Here is a 21,181-nt window from a genome sequence, read left to right on the forward strand (position 1 = left end):
GGGAATTTTATTATCAACCCACATTCCGCACTTCAATAAGTAACATAAATAAACTACATTCACAGTCAATGTAAAACTATAGTTTTTAACAATCAAGTATCCATAAAAAATAAATTATGCACGCCAAAATTCGAGCTTTTTAATTGGGTTCAAAAAGCTAGTTAGACAACAATATTGAATCTGAATTTTTCAATCAGTTATGAAAACACAAGACTATGTAATAGAGAATTATAAATTTTAAAACTCAGATAATAAATAATATTTTTGACAAGCAGTAGGCAGGAATTGCAAGATTCGACAACGTTCATCCGTTAAATTTAGAATCCTATGAACTCCTTGTGTAATCAGAAAATGAACCCCTTGAAAGCATTGAAATATCCAACGCAAAGTAGGGGATTCCGTGAGTTTATTCAGTTGATTTTTAACTGTAGATTTTTGGGTCTTTAACGACATTCTTAAGTGTCTTTGTCCCAGATTATAAACCAAAAGACACAATGCCATTAACATCATCATTGTCTCTACTCTTTCTGGATTTTTCACAAAAAGACTATCAGCAAAAAATAACGGGTCTTTGATAAATCTAAATCCTCGTTCCGTAGATTGTTGTTGTTTATATATTCTTAGTATTTCTAGAGACTCTAATTCGGTCTTATCTAAAATATTCGTTGCTAAAATAAATCTTCCACAAGAGTTTTGATGTTTCGTAATTAATTCCTGATTTTCTCTGAATTTACCTCTTACTTGATAACCTACTTTTTGCCCTCTATGTAATCTCTCGGTAATTTCTAATTCCGATATTTGATGATATTTTAATTTTGATTTCAGCTCTTTAATTTTCAATTCGGCTAAAGATTGTTGGTCAAATTCTTCTTTTTCTAACTTCACTAGCTGTTTACTAATTTTTAAACCCTCTTCTTGGATGTTTTTGGTTAATTTCTTTAAATCTGCTTTTTTTCTCTCTGCACTTTCAACTAATAACCATCTTTGCTCTATTCCCCCATAGGATACTGTCTCTTCTTGATAGCTATATCCCTTGATTTCACTCTTGTTCAGGTCTTTAATTGTGAATGCATTGACCAAGTTTTTAGCTTTTTTAATGGATAAAGGTACTCGACTTATCCATTTCATATTCGACATTAATTTTAAATTACTTTCACTATATAATGCACTGTCAGCCACCATTACACTTTCAAAATTTATTTGTTGGGAATATTCTACTAGGATATGAGCGAATACTGCTTTATCTGATTCATTTCCTGAGGCCCCTCTAAAAAATAAGGGTATATCTCCGTCACTACTTACTATTAAATCTAATATACATTGTTTTAAGTCAGGTCTATGATCGCGGGAATATCCTTGTGTGATTCTAATCGGATTTTCTTGGCTCATTCCTAATTTTTTATCTGGATTATTTGAGCAATTCTTATACTCTCCATGTAAATGTAATGAAGTTGAATCCAAATGAGAATATTTAGTTGATATCCCGTATTTTTTAACTACTTCTAAGGCAATTATCATGAACAATTTAGTTAAGCCATACTTGTATAGCTTATCCATTACTCTTCCTAATTTATCATCATTTAATTCTTCGGCTTTAATTCCTGCTCCTAATAAATGTTCTATGGCTTTATCCTCAAAGAATTGTGAAAATAAATATAATGGTTTTGAGACAAAACCTAATCCATTAAGAATAATTGCTTTGACTACTTCTCCTGTATTTATTTTCTCTCTACTATCAATTAATAATATTTCATTGATTTTTTCGACAATTCCTATCTCATCAATTATTCCTGCTATTACTCCCAAATGATCTAAGTTTTTACTCTCAAACTCTTCATTTTGGTAATTCATCTTTTTTGGGTATTTTATTTAATTCAGACTCATTTTCTCATTTTTATTCCTGAATTTATTGTCAATGCCCTATGAATTTCTATTTGTTACTGTTTGTTAATACTAGTTGTATTTATTACCAGATTAATTATGTGTTTATATTTAAAGGGTTTTTGCTGCTTATTACACTTGCTATGTACTACAAAATGAAGTGCGGAATGTGGGTATCAATGTCCTTTCAAGAATTTTAAAGCCGATAGCGAAGGCATAAAAGCACTACTAGCTTTAAAACCGGACATTGCAATTATGGAACCAACCGGAGTTAATTACAGCAGATTGTGGGGAACACACCTTGCACGCGCTGGCGTTGAAGTACGGCTCGTAGGTCATAAAGAATTGAGAAATTATCGCTCATCTCACCTAGACTTGCCAGACAAAGACGATGAAGCCGACGCGCTAGCACTCGCTTGTTACTATTTCGATTACTGCGATTCACCCAGGCGTTTCGTACAGATTCGCGAATTCACAACCACCAGGATTAGGGAACTGATATTAAGACTTGCTCACCTAAATCGGGTGCAAAGCCCAATCATCAATCGCCTGCGTCAAGATTTGGCTTGGCAGCTTCCAGAAGTAGCGCATATTAGATCCTTGAGGACAATTGATGGTGACGTGCCGTTGCTGTGGGGGTGGCTTTCCGGGGAACGCAAAAGCAATAAATATGACGCTTTGCGCGATCGCTCTATTGGCTTGGGAATTTCTAGTACAGTTCGACATCACGCTCGCAGATTATGCGATTTGCAGCGAGAAGAACACAGCATTGAGTTGGAGTTACAGCAACTTTTAGGTGACTCTAAATTTACTGCATACCGCGAGGTGTTTAAACTGTTTGGTTTTGGTGTACGCCTAGAGGCAATTATCCTCAGCCAAATTTACCCAATACAAGCTTACTTTGGCGCTGATGGCAAGCCAGAAATCAAAATTATGAAGGGTAGAAACTCTGGAAAGCCTACTACACGTTACCTTTCACAACGTCGGTTTCAAAAAGCTTTAGGGCTTGCACCGACAAAAGAAGCTAGCGGCGATAAAAGTAAAATCAAGGTTGTTGGTGGCTCTGATTTATGCCGTATCGCTTTCTGGCAATGGGTTTTTACCCGCATCGAGGTTAAGCGCTGCCGTCTTGATAATGAGATTGGTGCAGCGTTGGGTAGTCAGTTAGACGCCGAAAAAGCTGCGGGTCGTCCGGTTCGATTAGTGCGATCGCGCATTAGCGCTAAAGCTGCTAAGTTACTTTTTCGGGAATTGGTTAAAATTTTGGGGTAGTGACGACCAGCCGGAACTTTTTGCAATTAACGCGACCGGAATCGGTAAGAACGCTGGGGTTACAATTGCTTTCCCCTGTAACTAAGTTGTTTAACCACAACCTCACGCGCTTCATATTATTGCAGGCACATCACTACTTAAAAATATTTTAGCGGATTGGTTAAAGTACTAGAGTGAAGGAGTCGATATTCCTGCAATTCAAACTGCTGTAATTTTGGCAAGTTCAGGAAATCCCCGCCAATTTATTCAGCGAAGAGGACGAGTTTTACGCCCTCACCCAGGTAAAGAACGCGCTACTATATTTGATATGATTGTGCTTCCACCAGAACTTGACAGAAATACTTTAGAAGTTGAGCGGAATTTGTTAAGAAAAGAGTTGCGTCGCTTTGTTGAATTTGCTGATTTAGCTGATAACGCTGGGGAAGCGAGGATGAAATTACTTGCTTTACAAAAGAGATACGATTTGTTGGATATCTAACCTTTGATGTCATGTCAGGTTTATTACTTACAATTGTAAAGACGTTCCGGCGGAACGTCTCTACGACGGTAGGTAGGTTTTTATTATGTTAATTAAATAGACATGATATGATTGCACCAATTTGTGAAAATGAATTTTTATAAAAAAATAAAAAAAATCGATAAAAACAGGGGTAAATATGAGATGATAATAAGTATGAGATTGATTCTATTATAATGGGGTAGTCGCAAAATTTTTAAAGCAGCCAGCACTCCATTATGATGAAAGCTATTTAGCTATATTTAATAATATCAGAAAACAGTCGAAAAACAAAGCGATTTTTGACAAAAAATTGCCAATTTACTATTTTTTTACCTGAAAATAAAGATAACGAGAAAAGTAGCTTTCAGGCTGCGCGTACAGGAGTAGAGAGGGTTAAAATAGATAATAAAAACTTCTTTTAAAACCGAAATGACAAAAGAGCCGAATATCGATGAAGTTCAGGAGCCAATTAATAATGCTCCTGAGGAAGTGCGGCAAATAATTGAGCGGGTATGGCATTTAGAAAAAAGCAGACTTGATAAGAAAAGTTTCAGCCATATTAATGATGATATATTAAAAATAGTCAAGGAAGTTGTGCAATAGATATCTCCAGAGTAATACGTAGAGACGTAGCAGTGCTACAGAGACGTAGCAGTGCTACGTCTCTACAAGGGTTTAGGGCAACGCATAATTAATTTCTGGAGATGTCGAATGAAGCTGACTTCAATCAAGCTGTGTAACTTTCGCTCTTTTTATGGCAAGACGCCAGAAATCATCTTAGCAGTTGGTGAAGATGATAACACAACAATTATTCATGGTAATAATGGTGCGGGAAAAACCAGTCTGCTAAATGCATTTACATGGGTATTGTATGAGAAATTTAGTGCAGCATTTGCCTCAGTTGAGCAGTTAGTTAATAAGCGAGCGATCGCAGAAGCTGAAATCGGGCAAGCTGTAGAATGTTGGGTAGAAATAGGTTGGGAACATGATAGCAAACGCTACAATGTCAAACGTCAATGTCGGGTTTATAAAAATACAACTGATATTGATGTTGGTAAGACAGAATTATTAATGCAAGTATCTGGAGATGATGGACGCTGGTATTTTCCACTCCAACAACCAGAAGATATTATAAATCAGATTTTACCTAGTAGTTTGCATCAATATTTCTTCTTTGATGGCGAACGCATTGAGCAAATAGTGCGTTCTGATAAAAAAGCGGAAATCGCGGAAGCAACAAAGATGCTTTTGGGGGTGGAAGTAATAAATCGTTCTATCAAGCATTTGGGGGAAGCAAAGAAAACTTTAGACAATGAATTAAAACTCATCGGTAATTCCGAAACGAAACAGCTTTTAAGGCAGCAGGAAAAACTAGAGCGGGAAATTGAGCGCATCACCAAGCGACAAACGGAAATAAAACAAGAATTAGAATATCAACAAACCTTTAAAAAAGAGACAAGTAACCGTTTACGAGAACTCAGTGCTGCCAAAGAAATTCAAGAAAGACGACAAGAGTTAGAAAACCAGAAAAAAGCAAACCAAGAAAATCTCAAACAAACCAGAGAAGCATTAAAAAAACTTATTTCTACACGCGGTTATACGGTGTTACTATGGTCAACTACAAGCCAATTTCGTACTATTGTCGAAGATTTGAAGCAGCGTGGGAAATTAACTGCGGGAATTTCGCGGGAGTTTGTTACCGACTTACTCAACTCGAAACGCTGTATTTGTGGTGCAGAATTACATGATGGAACTCATCGACACGAAAATGTGAAAAATTTGCTCGATAAAGCTGGTTCTTCAACGATAGAAGAAACAGCTTTTCGCATGAGCGCTCAAGTAGATGAAATTGATAAGCAAGCAGTCGCGTTTTGGGAAGAAGTTGATAAAGAACAAGTCAGAATTAATCAGTTAAGGGAAACTATATCTCAAGTTGAAGGTGAGTTAGATACGATTCAAGAACGCTTGCGTAAAGATCCAAGTGAAGAAATTCGCAGTTTACAAAATCGATTAGATGAAATTGAAGAAAAAATCCGAGAATTAACGTTAGAACAAGGTGCAAATCAGCAGCAAATTGCTAATCTTAAAACGGAAGTAGAAGGCTTTAATAAGCAAGTTGCTAAACAAAAGCTGAATGAAGATAAGCAAACACTTGCACAACGAAGGATCGCTGCTACCCAAGATGCAATTGAGCGATTAACTGAAGTTAAATTTCGTCAAGAAACTCACTTTCGCTTGCAATTAGAAAAGCGAGTCCAAGAGATATTCAGTGAAATTTCTTTTACACCTTACATTCCCAAAATTAGCGATAAATATGAATTGACGTTAGTGGAAAATACAACGGGGATGGAAGCGTTAGTTGCAGCTTCTACAGGTGAAAATCAAATTCTCAGTTTATCTTTTATCGGCAGCATTATCGACAAGGTGCGGGAATGGAGTGAAAGGAAAATGCTGATGATGCCAGATAGTAACACGTTTCCGATAGTGATGGATTCGCCTTTTGGTAGTTTGGATAATAAATATCGCCGACAAATTGCGAAGACTATTCCGCAATTAGCAAATCAGTTGATTGTGTTGGTGACTCAGACGCAATGGAGAGGTGAAGTTGAGGAGGAAATGGGAAAGAGAATAGGCAGGGAATATGTGTTGACTTATTATTCTTCTAAACCTGATTGCGAACAAGATTATATTGAGTTGAATGGGGAAAGATATGCGTTGATTAGGCAAAGTCCGAATGAGTTTGAGTATACGGAGATTGTTGAGGTTAAATGTGGTAGATAAAACCTCACCCCCTTCCCCTCTCCTTATAAAGGCTACTGTGTACACACAAGTCGCCCAAAACCTCACCCTCGCTTTTAGCTACGCTAAAATCTTTCCCTCTCCTTACTAAGGAGAGGGATGTCCGGAACGGACAGGGTGAGGTTTTTCAAGATTTTGGGTAATTTGATGAGTTGTGTGTACACCGTAGCTTTCTCAGGAAAACGAACCACACGAAGTAAGAGAAAAGAGTGCATTTGTTAAATTGAAATTATCTCAAATTAATCTGAGGTATTTTATGAGTATCAAAGCTGAGGCAACTATTGAAGATTTGTACCTCGTACCTGACAATTGTAAGGCGGAGATTGTAAATGGAAAACTGCTGCTGATGTCTCCAACCGGATTTTTACCAGGACGTGCAGGAGGTGAAATTTATGCTAGTCTGCGGGATTATGAATGTCTGACAAAGAGTGGTTATGCTTTACCTGATAATGTTGGTTTTGTTGTGAATCTTCCTAATCGCCGTTCTTTAAGTCCTGATGCAGCATTTTACATCGGCAAATCTACAGGTGGAAAGTTCCTCAATGGTGCCCCTATTTTTGCGGTTGAGGTGAGAAGTGAAAATGATTATGGTGATACAGCAGAAAAAAATATGGCTGCAAAGCGTCTTGATTACTTTGCTGCGGGTACGTTAGTTGTATGGGATGTAGATGTACTCGAAGAAGAGGTTATTAGGGTATATTGTGCAAGTAATCCTGAACAACCGCAAGTCTATGGTCGTGGTGAAGTAGCGCAAGCTGAACCGGCATTACCGGGATGGTCAATGCCAGTGGATAATTTGTTTATGATGTGATGTGCGATCGCGAAGTGACTCCGCAGGAGTATCGCTTGCTGTATTTTCTCAGGAAAACGAACCGCAGAGGCGCCAAGTACGCCAAGATTAGAGAGTGCGAACAATTTACAGTTAAAATTTCACATATCAATATTATGGCTGAAACTGGCAGAATCAGGGTTGCTAAAGATAAGGCTGAGTTGGTGAAGACTTTAATTTCGGCTGATGGTGCAATGGGTCCTTTTCAGACTTTTGCGGATGCGATCGCTTTTGCTGCTGCTTTGGGTGCCAAGCATAATAAGCGTGTTCCTTTAGAGGAAATATCTAAAAGAGAACCATCACCAATTAGGTTAGAGTCTTTTGCTTCTATGGGACATGATATTTTAATAAAGTTATTGGCTATTAATGAAACTAAAGATATCAAAATTTTATCTCTGAATGAGGAGGAATATGAAAGGCACCGCAATCAAATATTTGAAGAATATGCAAATGGTGGATTAGAAATACTCCAAAATGAATTACATGGTTCTGTTGAATATTCAGAGCGAATTTTATTATTTTTAAGTTGCGAGAGGACGAACAAAGAAGAACAAGACGAGGAATTTGATTTAACTAAATTCCTGTCTTGATTTTGGTTATATCCATCCCAGTTTGATTTTTACCATTTTAACTGCATCTGTTACAGCATTTGTCGCAGTAGAAAGTTTATAAGGCTTATCTGGGTTCTTAGGATTGGGGTCTATTCTAACTACGTTATCTCTCCAAACCGGGTTATCTCTTGACCAATCTATCTGCGCTAGTTGAGAAACTTTTTCTTCATCAAAACTATTGTCTTCTTTATAGATAGAGTATAGTAGTCTGCCTAAAATTTCTAATCCAATGCTGACACCTAATATACAATCTTCTTTGAATGCAGCTACCTCATCAACTGTTAATTCTTCAACATTTGTTTCAGATACATACTCTGTATTGCTGCATTCTGAGAAAAACCGATTAAGACAAATAACCAAAGCATCAGACGCTTCGTAAACATCATAATCTCGAAGTTGATGGCTTGGATCGTTAGTAAAAACGCAACTTACGAATCTAGCGATGAAATTAGTTGTGTAAATTAACTTTTGTTTGGTAGCGGGAGTTAATTTAATCTTTTCTGTCTTACCCTCAAACATTGGCACTCTTTTAACTAATTCTTTCGTAATGCCAACTCTCCCAGAGAACTCACCAAATGATACTAACAAAGATTTATCTAATTGTCTTGTTTGAGCCATGTCTCGAAAATCTGCCTGACATTGCTGAAAATCACCTTCTAAAACCAGTGTAATCGGAAAATCGTCATTACTAATTAAATTACTTTCAGCACTTTCTATTAATTCGTGAATCGCACTTTTACGATGTTGTCCATCAGTGATATCTAATTTAACTCCCCGACGAATAACAACTAAACAAATACCTCTACCTAATTCAATAATTTTTATGTCTTTTGGCTCTACATTTGCTGTCAATGTCCCAACAATCCAAGGTTTATCTTTTTTAGCGCGTTCAATAATATATTTTTTAATTTCATTCGCATGACCTTTAACTTCTGGACGATTTTTACCAGAATCAGGATCGTTACCTGTGGATGGTTTAGCTTGAAGAAGTCCGGAAAAATCGCTCGCTGGTACGTTGATTTGCAGCATTGTCCGCTTTCCATGCTGAAAAATCAATCCTGGATAACAGCGATCGCGATGATGCTCAAAGAAAAATGGCTCAATAAAAGCGCTAAACTGAGCTTTGACTTCACCAGAAACGCTATTGTTAATATTCTCGTTAATTTGAGCCATATAAATACCTATAAATATTGGCAGATGTTAGCCAATATAATACAAGTATATGTAATATTTTACCTGAGTGAAAGTGACAGTTCAAAAAGCTACGCAAATACAACTACAGAACTGGTGGAAGTCCTACTTCCTTTGGTTCAACAAACTTACCATCAAAACTGATTGTTTTATTTTCTACAGTTCTTGCATTAGCTAAAGCTTTGCGAAGTTCTGCACGCTCCATTTGATCTGTGATTCCACCTAAAATATATATTAATAACTTCGCTGCCAAATCCCTTCCCGCAACTTGAATCCGCTTTTTATTTGGGTCATACAAAACCCCATACCACAGAGATTGCGGATACTCCATACCACTAAATCCTCCTTTTTGGTCGAACCTGCGAAGCTTCTTAAAAATGTCTTCCAGTAATAAACCTTTGCGAAAAACCAAAATTCCTAAAGCTTGCGCGATCGCTACTTGTCCCACAGGACGAAAAAGCATATTTCCTTCTCCCCCATCCTTCTCAAAGCTAAATCGTCGCAAAGGTGGTGTATCCTCTTCTTCTAAAAGCTGATAACTGGGAAGACTCGCTAAATAATCAAACAAGTTCTCAAACTCGTTAATTCCCTCTTGAAGTTCGTCATCTTCTGGACGCATGGGAATTAAGCCTTTATCCAAGGGTTTCCACGTAGGGAATTTTTGCCCCAAATATCGTACAGACATATCTTGCAGAGCTTGCAGGGTGGTTAAAACTGTTGATTTCGATGCTACTGTTGCACTATCCCAATTAACGCGGGGTTTGCGATTTTGTTGTTGTTCAAAAAGGGGATGCGTCACAGCGATTTTTCGCGCAACTATCGAAAAACCATCATCTTCATTTAACTGCGCTAACTGACCTTTTGTTAAAGGTGCAGCCATCAAGTTAACATGAACAAATATGGATCTTACCCGTCGTGTTGCTTGTTCACGGGTTTCTCCAGCTGCGATCGCACAAATAAATTCAATCCCAATCTTTTCTGCGGGCAAATTTTGCAGATAAGCTGGGTCTACATGATACTGCTCAATCAAGTCAGATAAAGTAATAAAAGTATCGTCAGCAGTTTTATCTTTTTTGTAACGCTGGAGTTTGCGAGTTTTAATCAACTCCATCAAACCCTGTACCCCCATCAGTCGATGTTGACCATCGAGTGCATAAATAGATACATCTTCTTGGGAAACGTTCAGTAAACCGACTTTACCATCTTTATCTAATGGGGTAAAATCAATAGTCGATTTTGTGGCACTTCCTTGTTTATTCCACTCAACAGCTTTCGGATTATCCACCCAAGGTTGGTTAATCACCACCAAAACAGGGGGAAACTTATGATTAGTCCTTGCTGCTAAATACTGCGTTAGGGGTAGTTGACGTGACCAATCAAGGGGACGCTGACGAATTTCGTCAATACTATCGGCGTCAATTTCGACGTTATCAGTTTCGGGATTATACTTTTGTTGAAGCAGCGGTAAACTAGACGCAAAGCGAACGCGATCGGCAAACCACTCCAAAGTGACAGAACCCACATAAGCGATACTTCCACCCATTTCTGTTTTTTGGACGAGAATCCGATCCTTTTTCCCCAGGAATTTCTCTAGCAATAAAGCTAATACCTGTTTATCCTTGTTTTCCCTTGTTAGATACTCGCTTGCGATGTCAGATACTCTATCACTCATGTTAATTCTTGAAAACTTTAAAGTTAATACTAATTAGTTTTCTACAAAATTCGTTTAATTTAACCAAGTTTTTAAAAACTTTACGTTCTACAATAATAAAGCTGATAAATACAGTACATATAAAGAGGGTAACTAATGCCCGTGTCTATACAGGGAAGGAGAAATGGCTACAACACAACCAGAAAAGAAACGAGAGCAAGTACGTACAGTTGCAGATTTAGTGGATAATATCCAAGAATTGACTGTCGAGATACAAGAATTATACACTCTGGATGCCATTCCTTGGGTAATTGGATATTCAGGTGGTAAAGATTCGACAACAATTTTACAGTTAATCTGGAATGCGATCGCATCTCTCCCACTGGAAAAACGGACGAAGACGATTCATGTGATTACAACCGATACCCTTGTAGAAAATCCTTATGTTTCTGCTTGGGTACGCAAATCTTTAGAGCAAATTAAAGTTGCGGCAAAAGAACAACAGATGCCTATGATACCGCATCTGCTACACCCGGAACTAAAAGAAACATTTTGGGTAGGATTAATCGGTAAAGGATATCCGGCACCAAGAAGAAAATTTCGTTGGTGTACGCAACGTTTAAAAATTAGTCCATCTAACCGCTTTATTCGAGATGTGATTCGGGTTAACAGTGAAGCGATCGTTGTTTTAGGCATTCGGAAAGCTGAAAGTTCATCACGCGCTAAAAGGATGAAAGAATGGCAAGCAAAAAGAGTCCGCGATCATCTTAGTCCTAACATGAATTTACCAAACTCTTTAGTTTATAGCCCCATAGAAGATTGGCGAAATGATGAAGTTTGGCTTTATTTAATGCAATGGGAAAATCCTTGGGGATACAGCAACAAAGATTTATTTACTATGTACAGAGGTGCGACAGCGGATAACGAATGTCCTTTAGTTGTCGATACATCAACCCCTAGTTGTGGTAGCTCTCGTTTTGGTTGTTGGGTTTGCACTTTGGTGAGTGAAGATAGCTCACTAAAAGCGATGATTCAAAATGACGAAGAAAAAGAATGGTTACAACCCCTTCTGGATTTACGCAAAGAATTAGACATAGAAACAGAAGACCGAAATTGGCGAGATTTTCGTCGCAGAACTGGAGATGTGCAACTATATGAGCGGAATATAGAAGGAGAAATTTCAGTTGAACCTATTCCTGGTCCCTATATTAAAGAAGCGCGAGAATATTGGTTAAGAAGACTCCTAACTATTGAGCAACAATTGAGGAGTAAAGCCCCAGAAAACATGCGCGATATTACCCTAATAACCCCAGAAGAACTAAGTGAAATTCGTCGCATTTGGCTAGAAGAAAGACACGAATTTGATGATAGTTTACCCCGCATTTATATGGAAGTGACTGGTGAAGTTTTCTCAGACCCCCGTCCTGGTGCTGATTATAGTCTACTGGGTAGCGATGAATGGGCTGTGTTAGAAGAAATTTGTGAAGGTGATGGAATGCATTTAGAATTAATGGCGAAACTTTTGGATACAGAACGTCAATATCGTAAAATGTCGCGTCGTGTGGGCATATACGACACCTTAGAGCAATGTTTTAAAACTAGTTCCCGCTCTCCAGAGGAAGCGATCAAAAATGCTCATTACAAACGCGATTTAAAAACAGCAGCAGGTTCCGGTGATGTAGAAAAGGTGAAGCAATTAACTTTAGGAGATGTTGCGTTAACTTCGGAAGTAGAACCGAAAACTTGGGGGAGTATGAAATTTCAAAATAAAAAAGACGAATAGAATAATATTGTTGGCAAATTAGTCTGGAATCAACCTACGAATCTTAAAATATTTTCGTAGTCGGCACTTCAGTGCTGAATCATGATTGTTTGAAATAAGATAAGCGTTGAAACGCTTACTACGAAAGATATTTTTCTAAAGCATGTTGAAAAATGAAATTTCTTGAACTCGTATTACAAAACTTCGGTCCCTACTGCGGAAAACAAGTTATCAATCTTAATCCAGAAATTGATGATGAAAATTCTCGTCCAATTATCCTTTTAGGTGGAATGAATGGTGGGGGAAAAACAACGTTAATGGATGCGATTCGTCTCGCACTTTATGGACATCGCGCTCAATGTTCTACTCGTGGTAATCTTAGCTATAGTGATTTTTTGACTCAATGCGTTAACAGTCACACAGATCCAGTTGAGAAAACGCGCATTGAATTAGTTTTTGAACATATTGAAAACGATAAACTAGTAAAATATCGTGTGGTGCGAACTTGGGAAAAAAATCCCAAAGACGGTAAAGATCATTTAGGTATTTTAGATGCTAATGAATGGCTTGATATTGCTTTAGCTAATATCTGGGATGAGTACATTGAAAATTTAATTCCAGTAGGAATTTCTAATTTATTTCTCTTTGACGGGGAACAAGTTAAAGAACTCGCAGAACAAGAAATACCACCACCGATTGTAGTTGATGCGATTAGCGGACTTTTAGGACTAGAATTAGCTGAACGTTTAGCAGTTGATTTGGAAATATTAGTCAATCGCAAACGCAAAGAAATTGCTGATATTAAAGATTTGGCAAATTTAGAAGAAATTGAAAATAGGCTAAAAGAGCAACAAAAAGAATACGATGCAGAAACGGTAAATTTAACGTCTTTAGAAGAAAAGTTAAAAGAAGTTGAACTTCATCAGCAAGAAGTTGTTGATAAATTCATTTCTCAAGGTGGTAAAATCGCTGGAGAACGCAGTCAGTTAGAGAAGCAGAAATCAGAAATAACTGCGTCAGCCGAAAAAACACGTCAAGTAATGTGTGAATTAGCGGCTGATATTTTACCTTTGGCTTTAATTGAACCTTTGCTGAATCAGATTTACACCCAAGGAGAAAAAGAACTTCATATTCAACAAGCTGCATTAGCACATGATTTATTAGTTGCGCGAGATAAACGATTACTCGATTTAATTCACAATTTGGCTCTTGGTGATGAAAAAGTTGATAAAATTAAACATTTCATTAATCAAGAAAATCAATCTTTAGAAAAAGCGACAACGGAACAGCCTTGGTTATTAACTGATACAGAAACACTGCATCAGTTAGATAATATTATTCATCACCATTTGTTATCGGCAAAAAATAACGCAGAAGAGAAACTTAATATATTACAAACAAAAGAAGAAGAAATTATCACTTTAGAAAGACAAATTCAAACTGCTGCATCACCAGAAGATTATCAAAGATTAGTTGATGAGTTGCAACAAGCACAACAGCAAGTTGCTGAAGCTAAAGCAAGTTGGGAAATAACAAAACGCCGTTTGGATGAATTAGATAGTAATATTCGCGATACGAAAAAAGAGCTAGAAAACTATACGGAAAAAAATATCGATCGCCAAAATAAAGAGCATATTATTTACTCGGCTGCTAAAGTCCAAGATACACTGAAAATTTTCCGCGAAAAATTAACTTTGCGAAAGTTAAATAAACTAGAAGTTGAAGTTACAGAATGTTTCCGCTATCTTCTGCACAAATCTGATTTAGTACATCGCGTTGCTATTCACACTAATACTTTCAGCCTTTCGCTTTATGATTTACAGGGGAAACCTGTTCCCAAACATCGACTTTCCGCTGGGGAAAAACAACTTTTAGCGATCGCTTTTCTTTGGGGTTTAGCGCGAGTCTCCGGACGCCGTTTACCTGTCGCCATTGATACACCACTTGGGAGACTAGATTCTTCGCACCGTGGTAACTTAGTAGAACGTTACTTTCCCTCAGCCAGCCATCAAGTAATTTTATTATCTACGGATACTGAGATAGGCAAACAAGAAGTTGAAGCACTGAGAGAAAATGAAGCGATCGCTCGTGAATACCTCCTCAAATACGACTCCTCTACCCGTCAAACTACCATACAACCTGGATATTTTTGGTAGTGGATAGTGGATAGTGGATGGTGGTTAGTGGTTAGTGGATGGTGGTTAGTGGTAAATTTTGACAACTAACAACTAACAACCAACAACCAACAACCAACATCATGGAAACACCAATTGAACGTATTAGACTTTCCCAAACCGCAAAAGATCAACTTCTCAAACTAAGACGCAACACCAAAATCGACCAATGGAACATCCTTTGTCGTTGGGCATTTTGTCGTTCCCTCGCTGAACCAACCATCCCTTCCCCCGTACCAATTCCCCAAGATAGCAACGTAGAAATGATTTGGCGCATATTTGGCGGCGAGATGTCTGATATTCTTATACTGGCGCTCAAGCAACGTTGTTACAACGATAATTTAGGTACTGACAAAGAAACCTTAGTAACGCAATTTCGCCTGCATTTACATCGTGGTATCGGTTACTTAGCAGGCGATTTAAATATCAAGAAGATTGAAGATTTGATCGAACTGGCAACTAAAAAGATATAAGGATTATTAAAGGGCAAAGGGCAAAGGGCAAAGGGCAAAGGAAAAGAATTATTACCAATGCCCCATGCCCAATTCCCTACTTTCTGTGGGCATCTGTGCTTATTTTTAATATCTTTATGTCACAAAGTTACTTAGAAATTGAACGTCACAAAGCCGCGATTATTCGCACTGACATCTCTCGTCCTGTGCGATTGGCAATAGAATGGGCAATTATAAATAATGATACCACGTTTTTTGACTACGGTTGTGGACACGGCGGCGATGTGAAACGAGTAGCAAATTTAGGTTACACCAGTGCAGGCTGGGACCCTTACTATTATCCAGATGTACCACTCACATCAGCAGATGTCGTCAATTTGGGCTATGTCCTCAACGTCATCGAAAATCCAGAAGAACGGCGTGAAGCACTTATACATGCTTGGAAACTCACCCGCCAAGTTTTAATTGTCGCGGCTCAAATTTTAATTGATGCTCCCAGTAACGCTCAATTAGCTTACGGTGATGGCATCGTTACCCGTCGCAATACATTTCAGAAATATTACGAGCAACAAGAACTCAAAATTTACATTGATGAAGCGTTAAATACAGATGCAGTACCTGTAGCGCTAGGCATCTATTTTGTTTTTAGAGATGAGGCTCAAAAAGAAAGCTACAAAGCCATCCGCTTCTTTTCTCGCAATTCCACGCCGAGAGTCCGCATCCCGACAAAGCGGTTTGAGGACTACAAAGAAAAGTTGCAACCACTGATGGAATTTTATACGCGTCGTGGCAGATTGCCAATAAAAGGTGAATTAGAAAATGAACAAGAATTACTGATTGAATTTGGTAACTTTCGCCGTGCTTTTGCGGTGATATTACAAGCAACTGACGAAGCGGAATGGGATGCGATCGCCTATCGTCGTTCTCTTGATATCCAAGTTTATCTTGCTTTGACCCATTTCGATCAACGCCCATATTTCTCTAAGCTAGCCCCAGAAATGCGTCACGACATCAAAGCCTTTTTTGGTAGTTATGAAGAAGCATGTCAAGTCGCTGACAGCAAGCTTTTCAGCTTAGGTCAACCAGAAGTTATTCAAACAGCTTGCGAAAAAAGCAAAATCGGTAAACGCACTCGCAGCGCTCTTTACGTTCACGTTTGGGCACTTTCCGCACTCGATCCGATACTGAGAATTTATGAAGGCTGCGCTAGTCGCACTGTTGGACGTGTAGATCAAGCCACACTGATAAAATATTGCACAGATAAACAGCAAATTTGCTACCTGTTTTACCCAGAATTCGACACAGACCCCCATCCAGCGTTACAAGCGAGTATCATTATTGACTTTAAGACTTTAAAGATAACTCACCGAGACTATCAAAGTAGGGTAAATCCGCCAATTCTCCACCGCAAAGAGACATTTGTTACTTCTAACTATCCTATGTTCGCAGAATTTGCTAAACTCACTCAACAAGAAGAGAAATTAGGATTGCTTAAAAGTAAAAGCGAGATTGGCACCCGTAAAGGTTGGGAAAAATGTCTTGCCGCACACGGGGTAGAAGTTAGAGGGCATCAAATATATCAAGTTAATGAAACTTAAGGTACTAGTACCGCCATGAAGTCACGCATTCAAAAGTCACGCATTCAAAAGTAATATGGAGTAAGCTTTTTAGCGATTGAGAATGGGTGGTTTATTTACGCCATGCTCCATAAATGAACTATACGTTAACCAAAACCCTTGTAGAGACGTTAAATTTAACGTCTTCTAAGAAACTTGCGCTCTCCATGCCTATAAAATCGTACTTTTTGATTTTGGCGATCGCAAGTTTCTTCCACCACTGTTGGGGGAGATTTCCCCCATGAACCGCTCTACATTCTTTTTCGGATATGTTAAAGGGGCATTCTTTATTGGTGTATTTTCCCTGATGAGAGGACAATTTGTCTGGAAACTATAGCATCATTAGGACTTACGCACTCAGCCTTTGAGAAAACAAGACTTTGAGATTGCTTCCTTGGATCGCAATGACGGAAATACGTAGTCCGTGCGTAAGTCCTGTTCAATTAACAGCTAAAACTGCATTACTAAATTGAAATAAACCCATTTCAATTTAGTAAGTCATACTCAGACTAATTTTACTCTCAACAAAAGGTGGTGGAAAAAATTAGGTGTAAGCGATCGCCTTTATTTCAGCTTCCGGCATATTGGCATGAAATTATACAACGAGTATGGCAAGATAACTAAAATTTAGTGTTGTGAGGATGAATCTGGAAACAATGAAAGAAATTAAAGGACTCGGACAAGTTTTTGGTAGCCGCAAAATGGCGGCTTTATTATTGCTAGGTTTTTCATCAGGGTTGCCATTGTTATTAATTGGTAATACCTTAAAGGCTTGGATGACCGTAGAAAATGTGAATTTGTCGGCTATTGGCTGGTTTAGCCTTGCGAGTTTACCTTATTCGTTGAAGTTTCTCTGGGCGCCTTTTGTGGATAGGTTTACCCTGCCATTTTTAGGACGAAGACGGGGTTGGTTGCTGTTGACGCAGATTGCTTTAATCATAGCGATCGCCATCATGGGTTTTCAACAGCCCAAACAAGCATTACAATTTCTTGCCATCAACGCCATTATCATCGCTTTTATTAGTGCTACTCAAGATATCGCTGGTGATGCTTACCGCACCGACGTTTTAACACCATTAGAAATGGGTGCTGGTGCAGCGCTTTGGATTTTAGGTTATAGAATTGCTCTGTTAGTAGCAGGTGCTTTGGCGTTAATACTTGCCGATCGCTTGCCTTGGTCATCAGTTTACTTGGTGATGGCAGCTACGATGCTAATCGGTATTTTTGCCACATTATTCGCACCAGAACCAAAAGAAATTAGCCCTCCTGCCTCTTTAGTCGATGCCGTAATTTTACCCTTTGGCGAATTTTTTCAGCGCAAAGGTGTTATCGGGGGCTTGTTGATTTTATTATTTATTACTCTATATAAATTGGGCGATGCTTTGCTGAGTAATATGACCACACCGTTTTTGCTGCAAACTGGTTTTACCAAAACTGATATTGGGGCAATTCAAGTAGGGATGGGATTAATCGCTACTATTGTTGGTGCTTTGGCAGGTGGTTCAATATTAAGCAGAATAGGGATAAATCGCTCACTTTGGGTGTTTGGTATTTTGCAAGCTTTAAGTAATTTAGCTTACTTTTTTCTGGCATACCTTGGCAAAAATTACCAAGCAATGGTGTTGGCAATCAACATAGAACAGTTTTGTGGTGGGTTGGGAACAGCCGCTTTTGTTGCCTTTTTGATGAGTCTTTGTAATCAGCGGTTTTCTGCAACCCAATATGCTTTACTCTCTAGCTTAATGGCAGTCAGCCGTGATATTCTATCTGCTCCAGGTGGTGCGATCGCAGCTGTTACAGGTTGGTCTACATTTTTCTTAATTACTATTGTCGCCGCTGTGCCAGGACTACTGCTATTACCAGTTTTTGCCCCTTGGAACTCGAAGCCAGAGGCAATGCCCAGACCAGGACTCGATCAAGAAAATGAGGATTTATGGGAAACCAAGTAGTCGTTTTTGTCGGCACATTTATTCTCTTCGTTACAGGTTTATTACTTGGCTACGTTCTGTCTCAGTTAGTTTTAGGATTTCTGCCTTTTAATTTCCTAACTTTCTTAGGAACACTCAGCCTAATACTAATTTTTGGGACACTTTATTACGTTTTATTTTGGCAGTTTCGCCGACAGGATTCTGAGTCATTTGTCCAAGAAATACCAAATTGGGTTGAGGATAGTACAGGTGGCTCTCAAAACCGCATGAAAAGCAGGCTCGTTTCTTTATTATCAGGAGACACCGCCGCCGCCGATCGCTTAATTGAGCAAGCAAAGCTGAATTATCCCGGAATGCCCGAAGATTGGTATTGGGAAAGAACGATCGCCGATTTGGAACGCGATCGGCGTTAATCTGATATCCCCCAAAATCGCTAAAATAAATGAGAATTAACTTCAAATCTTCAGCAAGTTCCTGATAAAGTCCCTTGCTGCTTACAATTTAAACATGGCTATAATTCGTCAATACATCGCCCCCTTCTTGGCAATACTAGTATTTACTTTTGCCCTAGTAGCAGTCAGCGCTCGCATCTTCTTACCTTCAGATATGGCAGCACCCGCACCTATTGAAGAAGTAGGAGTAAGTTTTATACCTCTAAATGGTAAACCAGTTACAACCCTATTCGCTCATAGCTAATAGCAATTTTGAATTCTTTACTACCTGGGTACAACATTCGTCCTGGCTCAACTTTAGATCGAGCGCTGCTGGTTAAGTTTATGCAGCGAACTTATCAGGATATGTTTCCCGATGAGGATTTTTCCCATCTAGCGCGAACAGTTGAGCAGTATTTCTCCAGCGAAACCCCTCTGTGGTGGGTGGATTTTGTCGGACTCCTTGGGGAGGTGGGAGATAAGGAGACAAGGGGACAAGGGGACAAGGAGGACAAGGGAGATAAGGAGGACAAGGGAGATAAGGGGACAAGGGAACAAGGAGACGAGAATAATTCTTTCCCCCCCTCTCCCCATCCCCCCCTCTCCCCATCCCCCCCCTCTCCCCCCCCTTCTCATCTCCCATCGCTTGCCTCTGGGTGGGAAATTCGATAGATCAAGTCAGAGGCGATCGCCATGCTCATATCTTTCTGCTGTATGTTGCCAGGGAACATCGGCGACGTGGTATTGGTAAAGCTTTAATGCAATATGTTGAAAATTGGGCGCTCATTAGAGGCGATCGCCAAATTGGTTTGCAAGTCTTTAAGTCAAATCAACCTGCATTAAATCTTTACAATCAATTGGGTTATCAAACCCAGTCTCTCTGGATGGTAAAATCTCTAGATTCTAAGAAAATTTAACGGCTTTGTTATAGAAAAATGTATAATTTAACCGATACATATCAGGCTTTAACTGATTAGCATGGGGGGTTATTTCTTGATCTTGATCGCGGCTGGAAATCAAATGAAATGAAATATGTATGACGAAGACGACTTAAGCCTACTCGATGCCGAGATGGAGCTAGAAAGCCCTCTAGATCAAATAGAGCCGCTAACTGTCGAATCAGTTGTGGTAAAGCCTGATCCAGATTTGATGCTAGCCCTCCTGGAAAACCCCCAACCGCAGCAACGGATGTTAGCGGCAAGAGCTTTTTGTGACATTGAAGATGCCAGGGCTACCCCGCATCTGATTCGCCTTTTAACTGATACCTGCCCATTAGTGCGGGTGAGTGCCAGTTATGGTATTGGACGCAATCCTCATCGCGATGCCGTTGAACCTTTAATTGCTCAACTCAACCGCGATTGGAATGGCTATGTACGTAAAGGAGTAGTTTGGGCTTTAGGAAACTGCCGCGATCGCCGTTCTTTAGCACCCTTAGCAGACGCCTTGAGAACTGATATTTCCGCAGTCCGATTATGGGCAGCTAGTGCCTTAGCGCAGATGGCAGAAGTCAGTTATGAGGCAGTTGTTGGGGCAATACCACCATTAATTGAAGCTTTAGTACAAGATCCCATTGCCGCAGTCCGAAGTAACAGCGCTTGGGCGATCGGGCAGTTGTGCCGTGAATTACCTTCTAACGTCGTTTATGCCACAGCCATCGATGCTTTAATTCAGGGTTTTGCCGAAGATACAGATTTAGGAGTGCGGGAAGACTGTAAAGCCTCCCTTTTAGGCGTCGGCGATCCCCGTGGCTTACAGTTAATTGAAACCCTGGAACAAGAAGGATGGTTTTGATTTGGGCAATGGGCATTGGGCAATGGGCATTGGGCATTTTTAAGAGGGGAAAAGGGTAAAGGAAAAAAGGGGAAAGGGAGATGGAGTCATTTAAAATCAGTCGAAGAGAAAAGAAAATATTTCTACATGAGTCCCTTTCCCCATTCCCCTTTCCCCTTTCCCCCTCTTGCTTGGGCACGCTCGCAATGAGAATTAAAAAAATTCAATAAAGCAACTGCGTGAATAAATACGATTCTTTCCATGCCCCATGCCCCATGCCCTATTCCCTATTCCCTTTGCAACAAATAGCTCATC

The 21,181-nt window shown here is 39.2% G+C and carries 15 protein-coding genes and 3 pseudogenes; 15 read left to right on the plus strand and 3 right to left on the minus strand.

The genetic code is table 11. The features are described from left to right. Positions 1–237 precede the first annotated feature (237 nt). Entirely contained in the window at positions 238–1,851 is a 1,614-nt protein-coding gene (locus TOL9009_RS0126270) for an IS1634 family transposase (protein WP_029636014.1), read from the minus strand. A 204-nt stretch (positions 1,852–2,055) separates the two neighbouring features. On the opposite strand from TOL9009_RS0126270, the pseudogene TOL9009_RS40525 reads away from it, so the two are divergent. From TOL9009_RS40525 to TOL9009_RS0126300, 6 genes and pseudogenes are all read left to right on the plus strand, one after another. Next, positions 2,056–3,153: pseudogene (locus TOL9009_RS40525) on the plus strand (IS110 family transposase); the annotation flags it as partial. A gap of 175 nt (positions 3,154–3,328) precedes the next feature. Further along, a pseudogene (locus TOL9009_RS0126280) lies at positions 3,329–3,631 on the plus strand (DEAD/DEAH box helicase); the annotation flags it as partial. A 450-nt stretch (positions 3,632–4,081) separates the two neighbouring features. Beyond that, positions 4,082–4,255, plus strand: coding sequence for a hypothetical protein (locus TOL9009_RS47785; RefSeq protein ID WP_186227653.1), 174 nt, complete (start codon positions 4,082–4,084; stop codon positions 4,253–4,255). A gap of 108 nt (positions 4,256–4,363) precedes the next feature. Beyond that, the gene (locus TOL9009_RS0126290; protein ID WP_029636017.1) at positions 4,364–6,433 is read left to right on the plus strand and encodes an AAA family ATPase; all 2,070 of its coding nucleotides are present in this window, start codon (positions 4,364–4,366) and stop codon (positions 6,431–6,433) included. Positions 6,434–6,707: 274 nt separating this feature from the next. Then, positions 6,708–7,262, plus strand: a complete 555-nt coding sequence (locus TOL9009_RS0126295) for a Uma2 family endonuclease (RefSeq protein WP_029636019.1) — start codon at positions 6,708–6,710, stop codon at positions 7,260–7,262. Positions 7,263–7,396: 134 nt separating this feature from the next. Continuing rightward, positions 7,397–7,870, plus strand: coding sequence for a DNA phosphorothioation-associated protein 4 (locus TOL9009_RS0126300; RefSeq protein ID WP_029636021.1), 474 nt, complete (start codon positions 7,397–7,399; stop codon positions 7,868–7,870). A gap of 6 nt (positions 7,871–7,876) precedes the next feature. Here the strand turns inward: TOL9009_RS0126300 and TOL9009_RS0126305 are convergent, their stop codons facing one another. Both TOL9009_RS0126305 and TOL9009_RS0126310 read right to left on the minus strand, forming a co-directional pair. Next, entirely contained in the window at positions 7,877–9,064 is a 1,188-nt protein-coding gene (locus tag TOL9009_RS0126305) for a DNA sulfur modification protein DndB (protein ID WP_029636023.1), read from the minus strand. 103 nt (positions 9,065–9,167) lie between these two features. Beyond that, on the minus strand, positions 9,168–10,754 hold the full coding sequence (locus TOL9009_RS0126310) for a DGQHR domain-containing protein (protein ID WP_029636025.1): 1,587 nt from the start codon (positions 10,752–10,754) through the stop codon (positions 9,168–9,170). Between the two features lie 163 nt (positions 10,755–10,917). Here TOL9009_RS0126310 and dndC point away from each other — a divergent pair, with 163 nt between their 5' ends. From dndC to TOL9009_RS0126355, 9 genes and pseudogenes are all read left to right on the plus strand, one after another. Continuing rightward, a complete protein-coding gene (gene dndC, locus TOL9009_RS0126315) occupies positions 10,918–12,516 on the plus strand; it encodes a DNA phosphorothioation system sulfurtransferase DndC (protein ID WP_029636027.1) in 1,599 nt (532 codons plus the stop codon). A gap of 152 nt (positions 12,517–12,668) precedes the next feature. Next, a complete protein-coding gene (dndD, locus tag TOL9009_RS0126320; RefSeq protein ID WP_029636029.1) occupies positions 12,669–14,651 on the plus strand; it encodes a DNA sulfur modification protein DndD in 1,983 nt (660 codons plus the stop codon). A 101-nt stretch (positions 14,652–14,752) separates the two neighbouring features. Further along, positions 14,753–15,142 (plus strand): DNA sulfur modification protein DndE, encoded by a 390-nt coding sequence (gene dndE / locus TOL9009_RS0126325; RefSeq protein WP_029636030.1) that lies wholly within the window; start codon positions 14,753–14,755, stop codon positions 15,140–15,142. A 116-nt stretch (positions 15,143–15,258) separates the two neighbouring features. Continuing rightward, positions 15,259–16,719, plus strand: coding sequence for a DNA phosphorothioation-associated putative methyltransferase (locus TOL9009_RS0126330; RefSeq protein ID WP_029636032.1), 1,461 nt, complete (start codon positions 15,259–15,261; stop codon positions 16,717–16,719). Positions 16,720–17,393: 674 nt separating this feature from the next. Further along, the gene (locus TOL9009_RS0126335) at positions 17,394–18,686 is read left to right on the plus strand and encodes an AmpG family muropeptide MFS transporter (RefSeq protein WP_029636034.1); all 1,293 of its coding nucleotides are present in this window, start codon (positions 17,394–17,396) and stop codon (positions 18,684–18,686) included. Then, entirely contained in the window at positions 18,671–19,078 is a 408-nt protein-coding gene (locus TOL9009_RS0126340; RefSeq protein ID WP_029636036.1) for a hypothetical protein, read from the plus strand. The genes TOL9009_RS0126335 and TOL9009_RS0126340 overlap by 16 nt, the downstream gene beginning before the upstream one ends. A 94-nt stretch (positions 19,079–19,172) precedes the next feature. Further along, positions 19,173–19,361: a hypothetical protein gene (locus tag TOL9009_RS0126345; RefSeq protein ID WP_029636038.1), complete on the plus strand. Its 189-nt coding sequence runs from the start codon at positions 19,173–19,175 to the stop codon at positions 19,359–19,361. Between the two features lie 80 nt (positions 19,362–19,441). After that, a pseudogene (locus TOL9009_RS50590) lies at positions 19,442–20,013 on the plus strand (GNAT family N-acetyltransferase). Between the two features lie 115 nt (positions 20,014–20,128). Continuing rightward, positions 20,129–20,887, plus strand: a complete 759-nt coding sequence (locus TOL9009_RS0126355) for a HEAT repeat domain-containing protein (protein WP_029636040.1) — start codon at positions 20,129–20,131, stop codon at positions 20,885–20,887. Positions 20,888–21,181: the final 294 nt, after the last annotated feature.

It is taken from the genome of [Scytonema hofmanni] UTEX 2349 (assembly GCF_000582685.1).
GTDB classification, from domain to species: domain Bacteria; phylum Cyanobacteriota; class Cyanobacteriia; order Cyanobacteriales; family Nostocaceae; genus Hassallia; species Hassallia hofmanni.